Annotated in this window: 28 protein-coding genes; 3 read left to right on the plus strand and 25 right to left on the minus strand. The window is 63.6% G+C overall.

Annotated features, from left to right (window positions below; translation table 11 throughout):
• Positions 1 to 4: 4 nt before the first annotated feature.
• From ACSHT2_RS12040 to ACSHT2_RS12110, 15 genes are all read right to left on the minus strand, one after another.
• Positions 5 to 1,213, minus strand: coding sequence for a DegT/DnrJ/EryC1/StrS family aminotransferase (locus ACSHT2_RS12040; RefSeq protein ID WP_440641754.1), 1,209 nt, complete (start codon positions 1,211 to 1,213; stop codon positions 5 to 7).
• The gene (locus ACSHT2_RS12045; RefSeq protein WP_440641755.1) at positions 1,210 to 1,479 is read right to left on the minus strand and encodes a hypothetical protein; all 270 of its coding nucleotides are present in this window, start codon (positions 1,477 to 1,479) and stop codon (positions 1,210 to 1,212) included. The genes ACSHT2_RS12040 and ACSHT2_RS12045 overlap by 4 nt, the downstream gene beginning before the upstream one ends.
• A 14-nt stretch (positions 1,480 to 1,493) precedes the next feature.
• On the minus strand, positions 1,494 to 1,853 hold the full coding sequence (locus ACSHT2_RS12050; RefSeq protein WP_440641756.1) for a DUF3024 domain-containing protein: 360 nt from the start codon (positions 1,851 to 1,853) through the stop codon (positions 1,494 to 1,496).
• 10 nt (positions 1,854 to 1,863) lie between these two features.
• A complete protein-coding gene (locus ACSHT2_RS12055) occupies positions 1,864 to 2,103 on the minus strand; it encodes a nitrogen fixation protein NifZ (protein ID WP_440642824.1) in 240 nt (79 codons plus the stop codon).
• On the minus strand, positions 2,103 to 2,420 hold the full coding sequence (locus ACSHT2_RS12060; protein ID WP_319335254.1) for a nitrogen fixation protein NifZ: 318 nt from the start codon (positions 2,418 to 2,420) through the stop codon (positions 2,103 to 2,105). The genes ACSHT2_RS12055 and ACSHT2_RS12060 overlap by 1 nt, the downstream gene beginning before the upstream one ends.
• Positions 2,417 to 3,190, minus strand: a complete 774-nt coding sequence (locus tag ACSHT2_RS12065) for a 4Fe4S-binding leucine-rich repeat protein (RefSeq protein ID WP_440641757.1) — start codon at positions 3,188 to 3,190, stop codon at positions 2,417 to 2,419. Before ACSHT2_RS12065 ends, ACSHT2_RS12060 begins: the two co-directional genes overlap by 4 nt.
• Entirely contained in the window at positions 3,183 to 3,716 is a 534-nt protein-coding gene (locus tag ACSHT2_RS12070; protein WP_440641758.1) for a hypothetical protein, read from the minus strand. Before ACSHT2_RS12070 ends, ACSHT2_RS12065 begins: the two co-directional genes overlap by 8 nt.
• 10 nt (positions 3,717 to 3,726) lie before the next feature.
• Positions 3,727 to 4,035 carry a HesB/IscA family protein gene (locus ACSHT2_RS12075; RefSeq protein WP_061026928.1) on the minus strand — a complete coding sequence of 103 codons (309 nt, stop codon included), beginning with the start codon at positions 4,033 to 4,035 and terminating at the stop codon, positions 3,727 to 3,729.
• Between the two features lie 13 nt (positions 4,036 to 4,048).
• A complete protein-coding gene (locus ACSHT2_RS12080; protein ID WP_080136056.1) occupies positions 4,049 to 4,273 on the minus strand; it encodes a 4Fe-4S binding protein in 225 nt (74 codons plus the stop codon).
• A gap of 10 nt (positions 4,274 to 4,283) precedes the next feature.
• Positions 4,284 to 5,846, minus strand: a complete 1,563-nt coding sequence (nifB, locus tag ACSHT2_RS12085; RefSeq protein WP_440641759.1) for a nitrogenase cofactor biosynthesis protein NifB — start codon at positions 5,844 to 5,846, stop codon at positions 4,284 to 4,286.
• A gap of 289 nt (positions 5,847 to 6,135) precedes the next feature.
• Positions 6,136 to 7,002, minus strand: coding sequence for an SIR2 family NAD-dependent protein deacylase (locus ACSHT2_RS12090; protein ID WP_440641760.1), 867 nt, complete (start codon positions 7,000 to 7,002; stop codon positions 6,136 to 6,138).
• Positions 7,002 to 7,223: a putative nitrogen fixation protein NifT gene (gene nifT, locus ACSHT2_RS12095; protein WP_061026926.1), complete on the minus strand. Its 222-nt coding sequence runs from the start codon at positions 7,221 to 7,223 to the stop codon at positions 7,002 to 7,004. Before nifT ends, ACSHT2_RS12090 begins: the two co-directional genes overlap by 1 nt.
• Positions 7,220 to 8,416, minus strand: a complete 1,197-nt coding sequence (gene nifS / locus ACSHT2_RS12100) for a cysteine desulfurase NifS (protein ID WP_440641761.1) — start codon at positions 8,414 to 8,416, stop codon at positions 7,220 to 7,222. Before nifS ends, nifT begins: the two co-directional genes overlap by 4 nt.
• A gap of 13 nt (positions 8,417 to 8,429) precedes the next feature.
• Complete coding sequence (locus tag ACSHT2_RS12105; RefSeq protein ID WP_239625779.1) at positions 8,430 to 8,723, minus strand: NifU family protein; 294 nt, start codon at positions 8,721 to 8,723, stop codon at positions 8,430 to 8,432.
• A 39-nt stretch (positions 8,724 to 8,762) separates the two neighbouring features.
• Entirely contained in the window at positions 8,763 to 9,083 is a 321-nt protein-coding gene (locus tag ACSHT2_RS12110) for an iron-sulfur cluster assembly accessory protein (protein ID WP_194392707.1), read from the minus strand.
• Positions 9,084 to 9,420: 337 nt separating this feature from the next.
• Here ACSHT2_RS12110 and ACSHT2_RS12115 point away from each other — a divergent pair, with 337 nt between their 5' ends.
• On the plus strand, positions 9,421 to 10,011 hold the full coding sequence (locus tag ACSHT2_RS12115; RefSeq protein WP_440641762.1) for a hypothetical protein: 591 nt from the start codon (positions 9,421 to 9,423) through the stop codon (positions 10,009 to 10,011).
• Positions 10,012 to 10,021: 10 nt separating this feature from the next.
• Here ACSHT2_RS12115 and ACSHT2_RS12120 read toward each other — a convergent pair whose 3' ends face one another.
• The gene (locus ACSHT2_RS12120; protein WP_440641763.1) at positions 10,022 to 10,426 is read right to left on the minus strand and encodes a Rieske (2Fe-2S) protein; all 405 of its coding nucleotides are present in this window, start codon (positions 10,424 to 10,426) and stop codon (positions 10,022 to 10,024) included.
• Between the two features lie 250 nt (positions 10,427 to 10,676).
• On the opposite strand from ACSHT2_RS12120, the gene ACSHT2_RS12125 reads away from it, so the two are divergent.
• Together ACSHT2_RS12125 and ACSHT2_RS12130 are read left to right on the plus strand one after the other, a co-directional pair.
• Positions 10,677 to 11,123, plus strand: coding sequence for a hypothetical protein (locus ACSHT2_RS12125; protein WP_440641764.1), 447 nt, complete (start codon positions 10,677 to 10,679; stop codon positions 11,121 to 11,123).
• Positions 11,123 to 11,437 carry a hypothetical protein gene (locus tag ACSHT2_RS12130; RefSeq protein WP_440641765.1) on the plus strand — a complete coding sequence of 105 codons (315 nt, stop codon included), beginning with the start codon at positions 11,123 to 11,125 and terminating at the stop codon, positions 11,435 to 11,437. The genes ACSHT2_RS12125 and ACSHT2_RS12130 overlap by 1 nt, the downstream gene beginning before the upstream one ends.
• Positions 11,438 to 11,462: 25 nt before the next feature.
• Here the strand turns inward: ACSHT2_RS12130 and hspQ are convergent, their stop codons facing one another.
• The 9 genes from hspQ to nifD form a co-directional block, all read right to left on the minus strand.
• Entirely contained in the window at positions 11,463 to 11,780 is a 318-nt protein-coding gene (hspQ, locus tag ACSHT2_RS12135; RefSeq protein WP_440641766.1) for a heat shock protein HspQ, read from the minus strand.
• A gap of 19 nt (positions 11,781 to 11,799) precedes the next feature.
• Positions 11,800 to 12,087 (minus strand): ferredoxin III, nif-specific, encoded by a 288-nt coding sequence (fdxB, locus tag ACSHT2_RS12140; protein WP_188096640.1) that lies wholly within the window; start codon positions 12,085 to 12,087, stop codon positions 11,800 to 11,802.
• A gap of 15 nt (positions 12,088 to 12,102) precedes the next feature.
• A complete protein-coding gene (locus ACSHT2_RS12145; RefSeq protein ID WP_440641767.1) occupies positions 12,103 to 12,303 on the minus strand; it encodes a CCE_0567 family metalloprotein in 201 nt (66 codons plus the stop codon).
• Positions 12,304 to 12,312: 9 nt separating this feature from the next.
• Positions 12,313 to 12,783: a NifX-associated nitrogen fixation protein gene (locus ACSHT2_RS12150; RefSeq protein ID WP_440641768.1), complete on the minus strand. Its 471-nt coding sequence runs from the start codon at positions 12,781 to 12,783 to the stop codon at positions 12,313 to 12,315.
• 12 nt (positions 12,784 to 12,795) lie between these two features.
• Positions 12,796 to 13,191: a nitrogen fixation protein NifX gene (gene nifX / locus ACSHT2_RS12155; RefSeq protein ID WP_025037822.1), complete on the minus strand. Its 396-nt coding sequence runs from the start codon at positions 13,189 to 13,191 to the stop codon at positions 12,796 to 12,798.
• A 22-nt stretch (positions 13,192 to 13,213) separates the two neighbouring features.
• Positions 13,214 to 14,596, minus strand: a complete 1,383-nt coding sequence (gene nifN, locus ACSHT2_RS12160) for a nitrogenase iron-molybdenum cofactor biosynthesis protein NifN (RefSeq protein WP_440641769.1) — start codon at positions 14,594 to 14,596, stop codon at positions 13,214 to 13,216.
• Positions 14,597 to 14,605: 9 nt separating this feature from the next.
• The gene (nifE, locus tag ACSHT2_RS12165; RefSeq protein ID WP_440641770.1) at positions 14,606 to 16,273 is read right to left on the minus strand and encodes a nitrogenase iron-molybdenum cofactor biosynthesis protein NifE; all 1,668 of its coding nucleotides are present in this window, start codon (positions 16,271 to 16,273) and stop codon (positions 14,606 to 14,608) included.
• A gap of 116 nt (positions 16,274 to 16,389) precedes the next feature.
• Positions 16,390 to 17,949, minus strand: a complete 1,560-nt coding sequence (nifK, locus tag ACSHT2_RS12170) for a nitrogenase molybdenum-iron protein subunit beta (protein ID WP_440641771.1) — start codon at positions 17,947 to 17,949, stop codon at positions 16,390 to 16,392.
• A gap of 78 nt (positions 17,950 to 18,027) precedes the next feature.
• The gene (nifD, locus tag ACSHT2_RS12175; RefSeq protein WP_440641772.1) at positions 18,028 to 19,530 is read right to left on the minus strand and encodes a nitrogenase molybdenum-iron protein alpha chain; all 1,503 of its coding nucleotides are present in this window, start codon (positions 19,528 to 19,530) and stop codon (positions 18,028 to 18,030) included.
• Positions 19,531 to 19,723 lie beyond the last annotated feature (193 nt).

Raw genomic sequence — 19,723 nt, forward strand, 5'->3', positions numbered from 1 at the left:
CTCTTCAGTAGATCGCCGCGCCTGCGCCCACGTTGATCGAGGCGTCCTTCATGGTCTCGACGATGAATTCGATCTGGCTATCCGTCAGATGGGTATGGAACGGCAGCGCGAGAGCGCGATCCGCGATCTTCTCGGTCACCAGCAGGTCGCCGCGCCGGTAGCCGAGATCGAAATAGTGCCGCTGCAAATGCAGCGGATGGCTGTAGGCGGCAGCCTCGACCTGCTCGACCCGGAGATCCTCGGCGATGGCATCCCGGCTGGAGCGGGTGAAACGTGTACCGAGATGCACGAGATAGAGGAACCAGTTCACCTCGGTCACATCGGGACCGACATAGGGCGGCTTGATGCCCTCGAACGACTGCACGTGCGTCGCATAGAGCTGCTCGACCAACCGGCGACGCTCGATGATCTCGTCGATGCGCCTGAGCTGGGCCAGCCCAAGCGCGGCCGCGAGATCGCTGATCCCGGCCTGATGGGCCGCCGTCGAGCTCACTACAACGGAGGATCGCTCGTTCAGCCGATGTGAGCGGTGACGTCGCAAGGTCACGGCAAGATCGATGTCGTCGGTGACGATCATGCCGCCCTCGCCGCAGGTCAGCAGCGAGGGCTGTGCGAAATCGAACACGGCGACGTCGCCGAAGCTGCCGACCAACCTGCCCTTGTAGCGCGAGCCGATCGCTTCGGTGGAATCCTCCAGCAGGAGAGCGCCATGCCGTGCCGCGATGTCTCGCAGGTCCGACCAGGGCGCCGGATGGCCGTTGGTGTTGGCTGCAAGAATGGCCCGCGTGCCGGGAGTGATGCGCTCTTCCACCTTCTGCGGCGCCAGCGTCCCCGACCAATAGTCGATGTCGGCGAACACGGGCCGTGCGCCAGCGAGGCTGATCGCATGCGCGGTCTCGCGGAAGGAATAGGACGAGGCGATGACCTCGTCGCCTGCGCCGATGCCGTAAGCCTTCAGCGCGAGCATGAGGCCAATGGTGCCGCTCGGCACCGCGATCGCATAAGCCCGACCGACATAGCTCGCAAACGCGGCCTCGAACTCTTCCGCGAGCGGCCCGCTGGACAGCCGCGGCGAGCGCAGGACGGCGTCCACCGCGGCGATCTCCGCCAGCGTAACGTCGGGGTCGGAGAGCGGAATGAAGTCATGACCAGCCTCGATCGCGAGTTCGTCCGTCTCCGCAACGCCGTCATAGGCGAGAGCAGGCTCCGTCATGACGCGACTGCCCGCTTCGCCAGCACGATGCCGGTGGCGCGTGCCGGATCGTCGGTGATCGCGGCGCAATGATCGGCGCTGTCGAGCAGATGCAGGTCGAACGTCCCAAAGCTGCGGTATGGCGTCTCCGTCACGTCGGAGGCGTCGCAACGAATACAGGCAAGATGAGGGAATCTTTGCCGCAGCTCGACATAAGCCTGCGGCGCCGCATCCGAGGATGCCAGCACCTGCTCGATTTCAGCCAGTTCGATTGCTGCCAGCGACATCTTTCCAACTCCCGCTATTGCCAGAACACGCGCTCGGGATCGGCGTTCAGGACCTCCGTCGCCGACACGAGCCGCTGATGCACGCCGTGCAGCTTCCAGGACCCGGTCTCGTGATCCTTTCGGAACAGCTTCCAGCTCGCGCCCGCCGCGTCGTAATGCAGGAGCGCGACGTCGATGACACCGCCCTGGGTATCGATGTTCCGCGAGCAGCACGGACTCTCCACGAGATACCCGCCGGTCACGCCCTTCACCACCGGCGAGACATAGCGATAGCGCTTGCGCGATCCGAGTGCGCGCTCGATCCGTCTGCGATCGAGCTCGTTGGGATGCGGGGGCAAGTGCATGTCCGGTTGTCTGAGCACCGCGGCGTTCATCGTGACATCCCTAGAGCGGACTGATTTCTTCCTCGAGGCAGCCGACCACCAGCCGCTCGCCGAACTCGACGAGGTAGATCGGCAGGTTGGCGTCGGTATGCCTGCCGACCTGGACGATTTCCCCGGTGCCGCCGACGCAGACGAGGAGACCTTCGGCCGGCGCATCCGGAAACGAGCCATCATTGTGCAGGTCCACCGCCGCCTTCACGCGCTGGCCCCATTGATACTTCGGCACTCTGGGTTCGATCATCATGACACGGTCTCCGGCAGTGGAATGTCCTCGACCGCGTCGCGCGGGGTGACGGGGTCGAGCTCCTTCCGCTTCATCCCGACGCGGTTGCCGCTTTCGAGGAATTCGACGCCATAGATGTAGAATTGCTGCAGGAAGGTGCCGATCGAGACCACGTAACCGACCTCGCCCTTCTTCGCGAGGATGTCGCCGATCTCCTTGCCGGCATAGGTGCCGTCGTTGCGGATGGTGCGCTTGGCGCGCACCTTCTCGCCGAAGCTGAAGAAGGGAGGCGCCGTCAGCTCGACCACGTCGCTGTCGCGGACGATATTGCTCATAGGGAGGCTCCCGTTCCTCGTTCCAGCCGCACCGTGACCCGCGACCGCGCAACTTCGCGCACCAGGCCGTCCTGGTCCTCGACGAGCCCCATGATCTCGCCGGCCGCAGCACGGCTCGCAACCTCGTAGCGGATGCGCCAATCCGGATCGCGGCGCATCAGTGCCAGCGGCTCCGGCGACAGGCGCTGCGCGACGTCGAGCCGCACGGCGGCGTCGCGGTCGTTGATCATGCCGAGCAGCCATTCGTCCGGAATGCGCCGGGCCACGACGCGGCGAACCTCCGCCTCCTCGTCGTCGATCATCCGGCCGAGCAACAGCGGCGCGAGCCGGCGCGCAACGACGAGACGGACGTAATAGTCATCGTCGGAGGCCATCGGCAGCAGATCATCGCCATCGATCAGCGTTGCGACCCGCATCCGGACCTCGCGGTGCGGGTCCTTGCGCAACTGCAGCGCATAGCGCCTGGGCAGGCGGCGAACTGCGTTCCAGCGCACCGTCTCGTCGACGTCGCCAAGCAACGGCGGAAGCAGGAACAGATTCGCAGACTTTGCGGCGATCGCGCGAACCTCGAAATGCGGATGGCCGAGATAGGCGTCGGCGAGGCCCGGATTCCAGTTGAAGAAGCGATCGATACGGCGCGCGTAGCGATCGTTGACACAGGCACGCTTGATCCGGCAGCCGCCGGCATGGCTGAGCGCCAGATGGGCGCAGGCCGTGCAATCGATCTGCTGGCCCTGCCAGTCGAGGGCCTCGTCGATGTCGTCACTCATCGTCGTGCCCCATCCGCTCGAGCACGCCCAGCAGCACCTTGGCGCCGATCTTGTCGGTGGGATCGAGCTCCAGCAGCTTCTGGACCGCGAGCCGCCCCTCGTCGGTCTCGCCGAGACGCATCTGCAAATAGGCGTAGCCCTTCAGCGAGAACAGAAAGAAGCGCGGCAGGATGTTCTCGTAGCGGCCGAACTCGGCGTCGTCAGCCCGCACGGAGCGCCAATCGTCGGGGAGGTTGTTTTCCTGCGCCGCCTTGAGCAGGCAGCGACGGGCGACAGCGAGCGCCTCGGCGAGACGGCCCTTGTAGAAATAGAATCGATAGAGGCCGATCAGCACAGCGGCGTGGTCGGGCGCGAGCGCCGCGGCTTCACGCAGATGACGTTCCGCGATGTCGTCCAGGTGATAGGAAAGGCCAGCTTCCCCCAAATGATGTTCCACCTCGCTCGGCAGCCCGCGCCCGAGCAAGGCGCCGGTGACGAGCGCCTCGTTGATCTCGACCTGCGGGCTGACAAACGTGTCGGGCATCATCGTCGCCTGTTCAATGATGTCCGCAGGAGACCTGTTTGGGATCATGGAACACGAGCCCGGTCTGGGTCGCCGTATCCGCGAAATCGATGGTTACGCCGTCGAGCAGCAGGCGGCTTTCGGCGGGCAGGAACAGCTTGACGCCGTCACGCTCGACCACCGCGTCGCCGGCCTGCGGTTCGGTACGCACGCTGATGTCGGCGGCAAGGCCGGAGCAGCCGCCCGGGCTGACCGCGAGGCGGAAGCCGCTACCCGCGCCGCCGTCGACGCGGAGCATCATGCGCATGAACTTCTGCGCAGCCGGCGTGATCGTGAAGTTCATTCCATTCCCCCCCTTAAGCAGGCGCCTGATAGCGCGGCAGCGACGTATCGATAACGCAGGTATTGTCGACCGGGCAGACCGCCACGCATTGCGGCTCGTCGAAATGGCCGATGCATTCGGTGCATTTCTTCGGATCGATCACGAACGTCCCGCCCTTCTCGCGGATGGCGACGTTCGGACATTCCGGCTCGCAGGCCGAGCAGCTCGTGCACTGCGAGGCGATGATCTTGAACGGCATCGGTCTCTCCTCAAGCCGCCGAGATCAGCGCGCCCTGGCGGATAGCGGCGTCGCCACGCTCCACATGCTCGATCTCGCCGCCGTTGACCTTGTCGAGATAGGCCTTGAACCAGGCGATCGCCGACTTCTCGATGAACTCGTGGGCGTATTGATCGACCGGCTCGATGCCGGCCTTGATCAGGTCGCCCTTTGGGCACCCGCCGATCTTGGCGACAAAGACCGCATGGCAATCGTTGATGGCGCGGATGATGGTTTCAAGACCGTCCTCCTCGCCGTAACCACCCTGGCAGTAGAGATCGACGCGGCGATGACCGACGAATTTCGCGCCCGCCGTGGAGAGCTCGTAGACCTGGAACTCCTTGGCATGACCGAAATGCTCGTTGATCAGCCCGGAGCCCTTGGTCGCCACCGCCGCCAGCACCTTGATGTCGCTGGAGGCGCCCGCGAGCTCGGCGAGTTCCTCCTGCTTGGCCGCGACCTTGGCGATGCGTTCCTCCTCGACTTTCTCCTGATACGCCTTGCGCGTGTCGGCGTCGTACTTCACCTCCATCGCCATGATCTTCTCGGTGGTGAACTCGGCGCTGCGGTCCTCACCGAGCAAACCGACCGCGTCGGCGCGGCACTGCCGGCAATGCCGCATCATGTTCATCTCGCCCTCGCAGGAATCCTGCAACGCCTTCAACTCCTGCGCGCTCGGGCCGCGCTGGCCGTTCAGGCCGAACACGGTGCCGTGCTCCGGTGCGGAGATCAGCGGCATGATGTTGTGCAGGAAGGCGCCGCGCGACTTCACGGCCTTGTTGACCTCGACCAGGTGCTGGTCGTTGATGCCGGGGATCATCACCGAGTTGATCTTGCAGAGGATGCCGCGCTCGGTGAGCATCTCCAGGCCCTGGAGCTGCCGGTCGGTCAGGATCTTGGCGGCTTCATAGCCGGTGTAGCGCTTGTGCTTGTAGAAGATCCAGGGATAGATCTTCGCACCGATCTCGGGATCGACCATGTTGATGGTGATGGTGACGTGATCGACGTTGTACTTGGCGATGGTGTCGACGTGGTCGGGCAGCATGAGGCCGTTGGTCGACAGGCACAGCTTGATGTCGGGCGCCGTGTTGTAGATCAGCTCGAACGTCTTGAATGTCTTTTCGGGGTTCGCCAGGGGATCGCCGGGGCCGGCGATGCCGAGCACGGTCATCTGCGGGATGGTGGAGGCGACGGCCAGCACCTTCTTGGCGGCCTGCTCGGGCGTCAGCTTCTCGCTGACCACGCCGGGGCGCGATTCGTTGGCGCAGTCGTATTTGCGATTGCAGTAGTTGCACTGGATGTTGCAGGCCGGCGCGACCGCGACGTGCATGCGTGCGTAATGATGATGCGCCTCTTCGCTGTAGCAGGGATGGTTCTTCACCTTCTCCCAGATCTCGGTCGGCAGATCGCCCTGCCCGGCCTGCGATCCGCAGCTCGCCTTGCCGCTTCCGCCGCTGGTGCCGCAGCCCTTGTGCTCGGCGATGGCCTGCATGATCTCACCGACATCGGCACCGTTGCCATTGCTGCTCGCGTCGTGTTGCGCTGAAACGTCCATGTGCTCAGTTCTCCTTGCAGGCCGAACGGATTTTGCGGGACCCGGATTTCGAGAAACGTCCTAAGAGTGGTTCTAGAAAGGTATTAGCAACCCGCATGCCACCGTCGCGCCGCCGACTTTCCTGGCTTGCTTCAAGGAGTTAGCGCTCGTGCGGAAGAATGTCGGGTTGCCAACGCATGTTGGAAAGGTGACAGACACGACATGCTCGACGAGACGCATCGATGGACGCGCGATCTCCGCGCGAAGACTTCTCGCGCGGAGATCACCAGATCAGCAACTCGATAGAGGTTCAGCCCGCCAGCACGATCTCGACAGCGCGTGCAAGCGGAATGGCCAGGGGCGTCAGGCCCTGGTTCACCAGGAAGCGCAGCTCGTTCTTCGAGAGCGCATCTGGCTCAACGACGGCATAGTGGATATCCCCGGAACGCTTCGAGACCTGTCGCACGTAGGTGCGCAGGAGCTGGTCGTTGAAACGGCAGCCGAGGAACAGAAAGCTGCGGCCGGTGCGCCGCGCCTTCACTTCGTCCGGGATCGGCGTCTGGATGTCGATCTCGGTCAACACCTCGACATAGTCGGCGTCGGAGATCAGGAAGTTCTTGGCCGGCGCGACGCTGCCATGGGGCTTGTAGAGGATCGTGGTCCAGTCCTTGGCCTGCGCGCGGTCGACCTCCTGACCCGCGGCGTCGTAAAACCTGTACCAGCGGTCCTCACCGATGCCGGCGCGGGTGATGCCCTGGATCTCGCCCCAATCAACGCGCCCGGCGAGCGCACTGCGCATCGCACCGTCGTACCAGCTGTCGACGACCAGCGGCAGCGGCATGGTGGCGAGATGGTGATGGAGCGCGGTCGGTGCGACCGGGGTCGCAAAAGCTTCCGCCATCAGCGCGGTCACCGTGGCGCGGTGCCTGGTGCTCTCGATGTGCTGCGCCGAGGCCCAGGCATTGCCCCGGGCGCGGCGTGGCAGGGCGACCTTGGTGCCGAGAAAGGCCGCCAACGCTTCCGGATTCATCGGCACGGCTGGTTCGCCGAGCTCGGCGACGCCCGGCCCGAGATAGGGAATGACGTTACCGCCACGCAGCCGCGCAACAACGTCGCTGAGGATGGCTTCGGCGTCCGCCGGAGCGGCGAAATCGATCTGCGGGACCGGCGCGTTCATCACTCGTCTCCCTCGCCGCCACGCTTCTTGGCGTTGATCGTAATCGGCAGGTTGGTATCGGCGGCCATCTGCGGCAGATCGAGCACCCAACCGTTCGCGATCCGGATCCAGCCGCCCCACAGCGTCTCGTGCTCGGCTTCCACGATCGGCTCCTCGAGATCCTTCTTCGGCACGTAGATCGACAGGCCGGTCTCCGGTGAACGGCGAATCATGACTTTCATAGGCTCATCTCCGCAGGACGAGAGGTGTCGCTCGCGCGCCCTTGCCACGACGGAGACAATGCTCTCAGTTTCGATAGGACGTCCGGCAATGCGTGCAGGACGCGGTCGATCTCGTCGCCGGTGGTTTCGCGCGACAAGGAAAAGCGGATCGCGCCGCGCAACGACGCGGCCGGCACGTTCATCGCACGCAGTACATGCGAGGGCTCCATCGATCCGGAGGCGCACGCCGATCCCAGCGAGGCGGCAATGCCGGCACGGTTCAGATGATGGATGATGGCTTCGCCCTCGACATGCTCGAAGGCGATGTTCGAGGTGTTCGGCAGCCGGCACTTGATGTCGCCCAGCACCGTGCAATGGCCGAGCCGCAGGATGCCCTGCTCCATCCGGTCGCGGAACGCGGCGATCTGCGCCCGTTCCTGCTCGAATGTCACCGCTGCAAGCTCGGCTGCCTTGCCGAGACCAACGATCCCCGGAATGTTTTCGGTGCCGGCGCGGCGGCGACGCTCCTGCGGACCACCCAGGATCAGCGGTTTGAATTTCGTTCCCTTGCGCACATAGAGCGCGCCGATGCCCTTGGGACCGTGCAGCTTGTGGCCGGAGAGCGAGAGCATGTCGATCTCGCTGGTCTTGAGATCGATCGGAAGTCGTCCGACCGCCTGCACCGCATCGGTATGAAACAGCGCGCCGGCCGAACGCGCCATCTTGGCGAGGAATTCGACCGGGAAGACCGTGCCGGTCTCGTTGTTGGCCCACATTACCGACGCGATCGCGGTGCGTGGTCCCAGCGCGCGCCGAAAGGCCTCGATGTCCAGGCGGCCACGTGTATCCACGGGGATGAGATGGCTCTTGATGCCGCGGCTGCCCAGCTCTTCGACCAGCGACAACACGGCGGGATGCTCCACGGCGGTGGTGACGATCTCGTCCCGTCCCTCCTGCGTGGCGAGCGCTGACAGGATCGCCGCATTGTCCGACTCGGTGCCACCCGAGGTGAACACGATCTCGTGGTCGAAGGCGGCGCCGATCAGCGCCTGCACGCTGCGCCGCGCCTCCTTCACCGCCCCGGCGACGTCGCTGCCGAAGGCGTGCATTGAGGACGCGTTGCCGAACTGGTCGGAGAAGAACGGCAGCATCGCCGCGACGACGGAAGGGTCCGTGCGGGTCGTCGCGTTGTTGTCGAGGTAGATCGGCCGCACGGAACCCCTCTCCTCAATGGCGCGCTTTGGCCGCTCCGGCAACGGGAATCAGGCGAACGAACTCGCCGAGCCGTTCGATCAGTCGGGCCTGAATACCCTCGAGGGTCGCGCTCGCCAGCTTGCAGAACACGCAGGCCCCGGTGAGCCTGACCATGATCTTGTTGCCATCGATCTCGAGCAGCTCGCAATCGCCGCCGTCGCGCTTGAGATTGGGCCGGATCTCGTCGAGCACGGCGCGAACGATGCGTTCACGTTCATTGGGTTCGGCGGCCGGCAACTGCTTGTGGTGTTCGGATTCGACGAGCATTTCACATTCTCCTTCTTGCGGATCGGCGACCAGCGCCACTCAGCTGAACGACTTGCCGCAAGAGCAGCTCGACTTGGCGTTTGGATTGTCGAAGGTGAAGCCGGAGCCCTCCAGCGCCACGACGAAGTCGATCGTGGTGCCGTTGAGATGCTCGTGGCTCTGGTTGTCCACGAACACCTTCACGCCGCCGCGCTCGATCACGGTGTCGTCGGGCTTGGCTTCTTCAGCGAGGCCCATCATGTATTTGAAGCCGGCGCAGCCGCCGGTTTCGACCATGATGCGCAGGCCGCTCGCCGGCTGCGCCGCCGAGGAGATCGCGGTCTTCACCGCATTCACCGCGCTGTCCGTCAGGTTGATCATCGCTCGCCCTCGCTATCTGGGTCTGTTGCAATGAGGGATCGCAAGTCTCGTGCCAAAGCACATATGTCTGAAATTGCTGCATTTTCGTTCCACCACCGGGCTGTTGCCTTTGCGACGCTTGTCGGGTTTGCGACAGGGGGCATTCGCGTCGCTTGGACAGGTGGGATGGCAACGCCATACCGGGCGACGTGCGGGGGCCGCGCCGAGCCGTCCGGATTCCCGCTGCATTCGAACTTTCGGCGGATACGCAGGCAGGCGGCAAACTCCTTGCATAAGGGCGATCGAGACCTTCGCGCCGGCCAGACGGCCGCGCGGCAGATGAGACAAGGAGACATTCATGACGTCGATCGACAACACCGCCCTTGGCCGCCTGGACAAGGAGGGACGGTTGCTGAACGCGGTGCTGAAGGGCGACACCACCAAGCCGGGCCGCTTCGGCTTTCGCGGCGACATTGCGCTGAAGTTCCAGGCCCAGGTCGCCGACGAGAAGCGTCCGCCGGAGTATTCAATCGAGCAGGTCCTGACCGTGGCGCAGGAGGGCGAAGAGACCATTCCGGTGCTCGCCGGTTATCTGCATTCCTACGCCTATCTCGCCGACGTCGCCAAGGTGCTGGACGGCGCGTTGAGCCCGAAAGGCAGCTACTTCATTTTCTGCAACAACATCGACCTGCTGGCGAAATACCGAACCAGAATCGGCGACATCGAATTCCGCATCCTGCCGTGCGACGAATCGACGGTGTGGAAGGAGATGATGGACCTCGCCGGCGTGGACAAGAACGACATCAAGAAGCTCGATACCGCCGGCAAGCTCGACTATCTGCTCGATGCCGCCAGGGAGCTCGACGGCTCCTATACCGAGATCTCCTTCGAGGACGGCGTAGCGAAGATGGAGCCGGTGAGGAACCGCAACGAGAACCGCCCGGTCTGACGCTTTGACGTCAGACCTCTTCCTCGCAGGCCGTCTCATCGTCCTCCACCAGCGTCACACCGGTCACGCAGATATCGCCGTCGAGCACGGCGAGCGCGATCGGCGTCAGGCTCTCGCCCTTGCACGGCCCGTCCACGCAATGGCCGGTACCGAGCTCGAATGTGGCTCCATGCTTGCCACACATCAGCCTGGTGCCGTTGCCGTCCAGAAAATGGTTGCGCTCCCAGTCCAGATTCACCCCATCGTGCGGGCAGCGGTTGAGATAGCCGAACACCTGCTTGCCCCAGCGCACGATCACGATCGGCCAGGGCCGCGGCGCCCCGTCTTCGCCGACGATCACGAGATGAAAGCCGATCGCCCGCTGGCTCGGAATGTCGTTGAAGGCGCAGATCGCATAGGCGGTATTGTGGTCCATGCTGTCCTCGTTCGCGGTCGGATCGCTCGATCGTTGCAAGAATCGCGCTAGGCCGAGACACGTGATGTGGCGATCGCGTCAGGTCGGAAATCCGACATGCGACGGCGCTGTCACCCGCCCGGTTCAGCATGTGGGGCCAGTTGCACGCCGATTCTCGTGGTTTCGACGACGTCGTAGCTTTCGGCGGGCGCGTGCGGGGTGGCACGGAAATTGATGTTGTTCAGTCAGGCCCCCTGGCATGGAGAATGACATGAACGTCGCGTCTGAATTCGCCGCCTGCTCGGAAGACGAGATCAAGGCGCTGCTCGATGGCGGCACGCTGACCGTCTATTCGGTCGCGCGCCCGATCACCGCCGATCGCCCTGTCGACCGCAGCGGCGTCCTCGCCACGTTCAAGTTTGCGAGCCCCGCTTTCAGCGGCGACGCCGGCGTAAACTTCTCGGCCAATCCGGTGCTGGCAAGCAGCGTCGGCACACCGGGCTTTGCGCGAGCCTGCAAGGCCGACGGGACCGTCGTGGTGGACTTCTCTGCCGGGCCCGGCCCGCGCGAGATCAAGTTCGCCGAAGTCTCCTGCTCGCAAGGTGCGCCGGTGAAGATCACCGCGTTCAAGTTCATCGCCGAGGGCGGCTGGCCGGAACGCCCGGACTACTACGACGCACATCCCCGCCCCGGCTTTGCCATGCCCATGGTGCCGTGATGGCGATCCTGGTCAAGACCACGCAGGACGGCCGCAAGCTCGAGGTCGTCGGCCTGGCGATTACGCTCGGCGGAAAGCTCGAAGCGAACGAGCTGATCGAGGTGAAGGATCATCCCTATCGCCGCGCGATCCGTGACGCCGCGCCGGAGGCGACCCACATGGCCGGGCGCGTGCCCCTGACGCGCGAGGAAGCCGATATCGTCCTCGCCGCGTTCAGGCAGGCGGAAGCCGACATGCTTGCCAATCCGGTCGCCATCCACGAACGTTTCCGCATCGCCACGATGATGAAGGCACGCGAACAGGGGATCGAGTAAGGCGGATCGCGGCGTCGCTCGCGCGTCAGTTCAACGCGAGCCTGCGCCGGCGATAGCCGCCAGCCTCTTCGACCTCGAACATGGCCCCGATCCCGGGATGGCTGACCGGCTCGCCGGAATCATCGGGCTCGAGGTCGCGCTCCGCAATGCAGGCCACATAGGGAATTTCACCGTCTTCGGCGAACAGCCGGTAGATCAGGCCCGTCGCCGACCCGTCAGGCACCGGTTCGCCATCCGTGCCGGCGAACGATTCGTCGACGTCGAAGATGACGCCCCGCATCGCATAGAGACGGTGACGGATCACCTGGCCGATATTGTACCTGGCGAACCTGGTCTTGGTCATCGCTGGTCCGGCACGGCGTTCAAGCCGCCGCGGGGGCGTGGGTCTGGCAGTTGGTCGGACAGACCCGCGCGCAGGCGCCACAGCCGATACAGGCGCCGTCGTCGTTCATCACCATGACCTTCTTCTCGACCTCGTCATCATCGTCATCGAGGTCGATCATCTCGCCGTCCTCGTTGATGCCTTTCAGCGTCATGACCTCGCGGCCGCAGACCTTGTAGCAGCGGCCACAGCCGATGCACTTCTGGGCATCGATCGACACCAGATAGTCCGGCTTCCAGTCGCGGCCGTCGCGGGTTGCGTAGGACATGATCGGAAGCCCGCCTCAGGCCTTTTCCAGCACCTTGAGATCCTCGCGCTTGCGCTCGAGCTCGGCGAAAGCGTCGTGGGCCTTCTGGGCCACGCTCAGGATCGAGGTCCAGTTGATCGGAAGCTCCTCCGAGAGATCGTGGAGGTCCATCTTGGCCTGCATCGCCCTGGCCGACAGCTTCTTGATCTCGGCCTTCAGGGTTTCAAGATCGCTCATGCTCATGCCTCAGTAATTCGCCACATCGGGAAATTTGCGGATCATCTCGACCCCGCCCACGACATACTTGTCGCCCTCGGCCGCAAGCTTGGCCAGATTGTCGAAGCCGAACCGATGCACGTCGCGCAGCTGCTTGTTGATGACGACGAGCCGCCCGCCGATCAGGACCATGCGGCCGAAGCCTTCATGGTGCATCTTCAGCATCGGCGAGATCATCACACCGGTCGCTTTCTCGATCGAGAGCGCGACAGCGTTAAAGAACAGCTCCATGCGCCAGATCGTGTCCGGGTCGGGATCACCGACGATCGGGAGCGCACGGCGCTTCTCCTTGTCGAGGATGTAGGGCTCGAGCAGGTCGAGATCCTTCTTGCCCTCCCAGGCGCCATGGGTGTCCTGGGCCCGCCAGATGCTGACGAGCTCCTTGATGAACGGCGCCTCAGCCGCTGCGTTGGATTGGACGAGTTCAGCCGCCTCTGACATGATCGCTTTCCTTCAGTCTTCGAAATCAAAGCTGCGTTCCTGGCCTTTGGCGAGCACCTTGCGCAGCCAGGGCGGCGGCGATCCCTTCAGCACGTCCTCGAGCTTGACGCAGAGGTCGTCGATCGCCTCGGGCTGGGTCACCTTCATCGGATGGATGTTGTTGGCCACGACCCGCGCCGCGCCGGAGCCGCCAATCGCGGCAACGTACAGGATCACGCAATCCTTGATCGCCTCGATCTTCGGCGCCAGCTTGTCCTCATTGCCGTCCTCCTTGAGGTCGCCGTCGAACTGGATGGCCTCGACGAAGCGATGGCCATCTGGATTGACGTCGTAGATGGCGATGTTCTTGGCCCAGCCGAAATGCGCATCGACGCGCTTCAGATCCTGGGTGGCAAAGGCGACTTTCATCGATCTGGTCCCTCTTCTTGCGTCAGTGCAGTTGCGGCGGGACGACCTGGAGCCCGCTGTCCGTCGACCGCCAGGTATCTGGCGTCGGCTGGTGGTTGGCTTCGCGGTCGGCGATGACGAGATTGGCGAGATCGAAGACCAGATCGCGCGTGCCGCGGTAGCCGATCGACAGCTGGTGCCCGGCGCCGAGACGGTCGAACATCGGAAAGCCCGCACGGTAGAACGGGATCTTCAGGCGCGAGGCAGCCTGGCGGCCGTGGGAGTGGGTGATGAGGAGATCGCAGTCGCGCACTTTGGCAAGCTCTTCCAGGTCTTCAAGATCGCCGATCAGGACCTCCTGCGTCCTGACGCGCTCCAGCACCGGCGAGGCCGTCGTGGTCACGGCGACCGCGACTTCGGCACCCATCTCATGCAGCATGCTGGAGAGATCGAACAGCAGGTCCGGCTCGGCGCCGATCGCGAGCTTGCGGCCGCCGATGTGGAAATGGGTGTCCAGCATCGCGTCCGCGAGCTGGCCGCGCTGGCGGCGGTACTTCGCCGGCACCGGCCTTCCGCTGATCTCACTGAGGAATGTGATGAATTCGTCGTTGGGGATCAGGCCGCAGAGCCGCTCGAACAGGCGGAACGGCACGCCTGCCTTCTGCTGCATGGCTTCCGCCGCGCGCTTCATCTGCGCCCCGATCGCGATCGTCCAGGCCGCCTGCCCCATGGTCGCGACCTCGTCAACCCCGATGCCGCCGATCGTGGTCGGCGTGAACTCGTCCGGGATGTGCCCGTCGAGCGAGCCGGCAAGGTCCGGCAGGAACGACGGCTTGAGGCCGAAATCCTCAATGATGGTACGCAGCTCGTCGAGATCTCCGGGCGTGAGATGGCAGCCGGGCAGAACATTGACGCGTGCGGGATATCGCGCCGCTCCGGCCCCGACCGGGTCGACGAGCACCTCGACCATGCGCGCGACGGTCTTCTCCCAGCCGTCCTGGAAAGCGTCCTTGAAATCGGGCGTCGAGACATAGACCAGCGGGAATTTCTCGAACTGCGGGTGCTTCTGCCGGATCGTGCGAATGAAGCCCTCAACGTCGTCGCCCTTGGTTTCGGTGACGCCGGTCGAGTTGATGCCGATGATCTCGGGCTTGGTGCGATTGTAGATATTGAGGATCGCCTGCTCGACGTTCTCATAGCCGCCGAGCACGGTCGCGACCTCGCTCATCGCAGTGGTCTGCATCGGCACGGCTTCCTTGAAATGCCGCACGAACAGGGTCAGTCCGAACGAGGTGCAGCCTTGCGAACCGTGCAGCAGCGGCATCGCTCCGCGCAACCCCATGAAGGCGAACGAGCCGCCGATCGGCTGGCTCATCTTGAGCGGATTGACCGAGCAGGCCTTCTTCGAGGTGGTGACGATTGCCATCGGCTGCGCCTACTCCGCCGCCTGGAGGATGGGCGCCGGCTGAGCGGCGAGGATGTCCTCGATCCGTCCCTTGCAGGCGCCGCAGCCGCCCGAGGCGTTGGTGTGTTCCTTGACGCCGTCGACGGTGCAAAGACCGTGCGCGGCGATGGCATCTTCGATGCTGCCGAGGTCGACGGTCTTGCAGTGACAGATCTTCCTGGCGCGGCGGGCCGCCTCCGCACGCGCCGGATCGGCGGCGATCTCTGCCGCCTGCGCATCCATTTGCGCCATCGCCTTGGCCTGCCAGTTGACGCCCGCATCGTCCCACGGCGCGGAACGGCGGAGCTGGGCCCACATCGGGTTGTAGAGCGCTTTCTCGATCTCCTCCATCAGCTTGACCATGCCGATGTAGCCCATATAGGCATGGGAGCGCTCCTGGTTGATGTCGAGCCAGGGCATCGCCGCTTTCAGCGCGACGAACTGAGACTTGCCACCGGACAGCATGATGTCGGCGCGCGCGTCCTTCAACATCTTGTACATTTCACGCGGCGTCATGTCCTCGATCATGTGGGCGTCTTGCCCCATCAGCTCCTTGATCCGCTCCTTGTCCTCCTTGGTGGACTTCTTCACGGAGGTGCCGACGATCTCGAGACCCGCTTCCTGAAGCGCGGCGACCACGGACCATGACTTCACGCCGCCGGTGATCAGCAGCACCTTCTTGTCCTTGAAGCGCGGCTTGAAGCGCTCGATCGCGGCCCAGGCCCTAGCCTCCTCGCGCGCGATCACCGCTTCGGTGCGGTCCATCAATTCCGCCGGCGCGCCACGCTCGATCAGAAGCCGCGCGATCTCGCGCAGCGATTCGCTGGAATCCTGGATGCCGTAGAATGAACCCTCGAAGTAGGGGATGCCGTAGCGTTCCTCCATCTTGCGCGCAACGTTGATCATGGCCTTGGAGCACACCATCATCGCGGCCTTGGCCCGATGCGAGTAAGCCAGCTCACGATACTTTCCGTCACCGGAGATGCAGGAGAGAATGCGGATGCCGAGTTCGTCGAGCAGCGGCTTGACCTGCCAGAACTCGCCGGACAGATTGTATTCGCCGATGATGTTGATGTCGTAAGGTGTCGTGTATTCGGGCTCCTCCGTGCCGATGACGTGCTCCAGCAGCGCCTCGCCGGCCAGCTTGTTGCCGAGGTTCTTCGGCCCGACGAAACCTGGCGAATTGACCGGGATGACCGGCTTGCCGAACTTCGTGGCCGCAGCCTTGCAGACCGCGTTGATGTCGTCGCCGATCATGGCGGGCACACAGGTCTGGTAGACGAAGACCGCCGGCGGATCGTATTTCTCGATGACCTCCTTGATCGCCTTGTAGAGCCGCTTCTCGCCGCCGAACACGATGTCGGTCTCGTTCATGTCGGTGGTGAAGCTGCGTCGCCAGAGGTCCGAGCCCGACGATGCCGAGCCGCGATTGTCCCAGGAGTTTCCTTCGCAGGCGATCGGGCCGTGGACGAGATGGGCGACATCGGTGAACGGCTGCAGCGCAATCTTGGCACCGTCGAAGGCGCAGCCGCCGGCGGCCCCTCCCGGCTGCAATTGCTTGGTGCAGCCCTTCTTACGCTCGGCCTCCGTCTTGTTGGCGTTCTTGCCGCAACCCGGCTCGTTGAAGACGTCCTGGATGGTGGCCGACAGCGAGCTCATGCGTCTCTCCTATTCCCTGACCCGCTGCGCGAGCGTCATGCCCCGCAGTCTCGATCGCTCTGGCTAGACTGGTGGTCTGCCGCCGCCCCGTCGGACGGCGGCAGCTCTCATAGACGTCAGCGGATGATGTCGAAACTGTAGTCCGTCTTGGCAGGTACGTTGGTGTTCCTGTCGATCTCGTCGAAGATCTTGTCGAGGATCTTCACCAGAACGTTCATGCCGCCCTGATACCCCCACACCGGATAGCGGTGGTGGTGGTGGCGATCGAACACCGGGAAGCCGATGCGGATCAGCGGCGTGCCGGTGTCGCGCTCCAGATACTTGCCGTAGGTGTTGCCGATCAGGAAATCGACCGGCTCGGTGAACAGCAGCGATCGCATGTGCCAGAGATCCTTGCCCGGATAGGCATGACAGTTCTTGCCGAACGGCGAGCTGGCGAACAGCGCCTGCATCTTTTCCGCCCAGGCCTTGTTGCCGTTGGTCGAGAGCACATGGGTGGGCTCGGCGCCGAGCTCGAGCAGGAAGGCCGCCAGCCCGTAGCAGAGGTCCGGATCGCCGTAGATCGCGAACTTCTTGCCGTGGATATGCGCGCTCGAGTCCGCCATGGCGTCGAGCAGGCGGCCGCGCTCTTGTTCCAGCGCCTTTGGAATCGGCTTGCCCGTGATGCGCGACAGCGTCATCAGGAAGTCGTCGGTGGCGCTGACCCCAACCGGATGATTGAAGGCGACGACCTCGTGGCCGTGCCCTTCGATGAAGGGCAACGTCTTCTCCGTGCAGTATTGCTGCATGGAGATGGTCGCCTTGGCGTGGATGGCGTTCGCCGCGTCCTCCAGCGTGGTACCGCCGTCATACATGCGGAATTCGCCGTCCGTCGGAGTGTCGAACACGTCGCTGTTGTCGGCGAGGATCGTGTACTCGATCCCCATCAACTCGAAGATGCGCCTCATCTCACGGATATTTCCGACGGTGTAGCCGTCGAATCCACCGATGAAGTTGATCTTGCCGTTCTCCTTGCGCTCGAGCTTTGGCGCGGTACCGGCCTTGCCGTCCCAGAAGTGCTCCAGGATGCCCTTCAGGGCGTTGTCGTAGCCGGTCACGTGGCTGCCGACGAAGGCCGGCGTATGGGCGAAGGGAACGTCGTATTCCGCCGGAACTGAACCCTTCTCCTTCGCGGACTTGATGAAGGCGTTGAGATCGTCGCCGATCACTTCCGCCATGCAGGTGGTGGAGACCGCAATCATCTTTGGCTTGTACATGTTGTAGGTGTTGGCCAGCCCGTCGATCATGTTGTTCAGGCCGCCGAACACCGCCGCATCCTCCGTCATCGAGGAGGAGACGCAGGAGCTCGGCTCCTTGAAGTGGCGCGACAGATGGCTGCGGTAATAGGCGACGCAGCCTTGCGAGCCATGCACGAAGGGCAGCGTGCCCTCGAAGCCGACCGCGACAAACACGGCGCCGAGCGGCTGGCAGGCCTTGGCGGGATTGACGGTCAAGGCTTCGCGAGCGAAATTCTTCTCGCGATATTCGGGCGTCTTCGCCCATTCGCGGATGCGCTCGACTTCCGCGGGATCATGCGGGTTCTCGAACAGCGCCTTCTTGTTGGCCAGCATCTGCTGGTATTCCGGGCCTCGGAACAGCTCGAAGTGATCGAGCACGTGTTCGGCATTCTGTGTCATCGTGGCACCTTTGTTGGATTCGTGTTCGATCGCCTGTCCCGGCTCCTCCCTGAACGGGAGGAACCGGACCTTGCCTTGTTATTCCGCCGCCATCAGGCTCGGCCGCGGGGCATCCTTCCAGGGTGCCTTGGTTTTCTTCCAGATCGGAGAGTTGATGGCCATGTCCATGTCGCGCGCGAAGATCGCGAAGCCGTCGTAGCCGTGATAGGGACCGGAATAGTCCCAGGAGTGCATCTGCCGGAATGGCACGCCCATTTTCTGGAAGACGTACTTCTCCTTGATGCCTGAGCCGACCAGATCGGGCTGGACCTTCTCGACGAAGCGCTCGAACTCGTAGCCGGTTACGTCGTCATAGATCAGTGTGCCGTCCTTGACGTAGTGCTGGGCCGTGCGCTGATAGTCGTCATTGTGACCGAACTCGTAACCGGTGCCGACCACCTCCATGCCGAGGTCCTCATAGGCGCCGATCACGTGGCGGGGACGCAGGCCGCCGACGAACAGCATCACCGTCTTGCCTTCGAGGCGCGGGCGATATTTGGCGATCACCGCGTCCATCAGCGGTTGGTATTTCGCGATCACGCGCTCGGCGCCTTCCTTGATCTTGTCGTCGAAGAAGCTCGCGATCTTGCGTAGCGATTCTGCGATCTTGGAGGGACCGAAGAAATTGTACTCGCACCAGGGAATTCCAAATTTCTCCTCCATGTGGCGCGAGATGTAGTTCATCGAGCGGTAGCAGTGCAGGACGTTGAGCTTCGCCTTTGGCGTCGCCTCCAGCTCGGCGAGGCTGCCGTCGCCGGACCATTGCGCGATCACGCGCAGGCCCATCTCCTCGAGCAAAATGCGCGACGACCAGGCATCGCCGCCGATGTTGTAGTCGCCGATGATCGCCACGTCATAGGGCGTCGCCTCGAAGGCCGGCTTCGCCTCCGGGGAGATCTTGTCGAAGATCCAGTCGCGCACCGCGTCGTTGGCGATGTGGTGGCCGAGCGATTGCGAGACGCCGCGGAAGCCTTCGCAGCGCACCGGGACGATGGTCTTGCCGTCATATTCCTTGGACTTCACCTTCGACACCGCCTCGATGTCGTCGCCGATCAGGCCGATCGGGCATTCCGACTGGATGGTGATGCCGTGGTTGAGCGGGAACAATTCCTGGATCTCGTCGATGATCTTCGCGAGCTTCTTGTCGCCGCCGAACACGATGTCCTTCTCCTGGAAGTCGGAGGTGAACTGCATGGTGACGAAGGTGTCGATGCCGGTCGTGCCGATGTAGTAGTTGCGCCGAGCCGCCCAGGAGTACTGCCCGCAGCCGACCGGGCCGTGGCTGATGTGGATCATGTCCTTGATCGGACCCCATACAACGCCCTTGGAGCCGGCATAAGCGCAGCCGCGAATGGTCATCACGCCGGGAATGGACTTCAGGTTCGACTTGACGCCGCAATCGGACTTGCCGGCCTCGTGCACGTTAAGGTGCTTGGCGCGGCGCTTGGCGGTCTTTTCCGGATAGACCTTCAAGACTTCGTCGATCAGTTGCTTGTTGCGGGCCTTGATCTCGGCGACGCTCTGGGTGGTTGCTAGGCTCATACGAATATCCCTCGGTTATCCCTGTGTGAACGATCGGACGCCTCAACCGGCGCGCCGCTCTCGCGATCTCTTTCCGCGAGGTCGCCTTGCACGAGGACTTTTGCAACGAGTGTGCCAGCGTTTGCCGATGTCAAAAAGCGAAGCGATTGGAGACAGATAGCCTCGAAGCTCTCGATTGTTGCAAACCCGACAT

It is taken from the genome of Bradyrhizobium sp. PUT101 (genome assembly GCF_052043945.1).
Classification (GTDB): domain Bacteria; phylum Pseudomonadota; class Alphaproteobacteria; order Rhizobiales; family Xanthobacteraceae; genus Bradyrhizobium.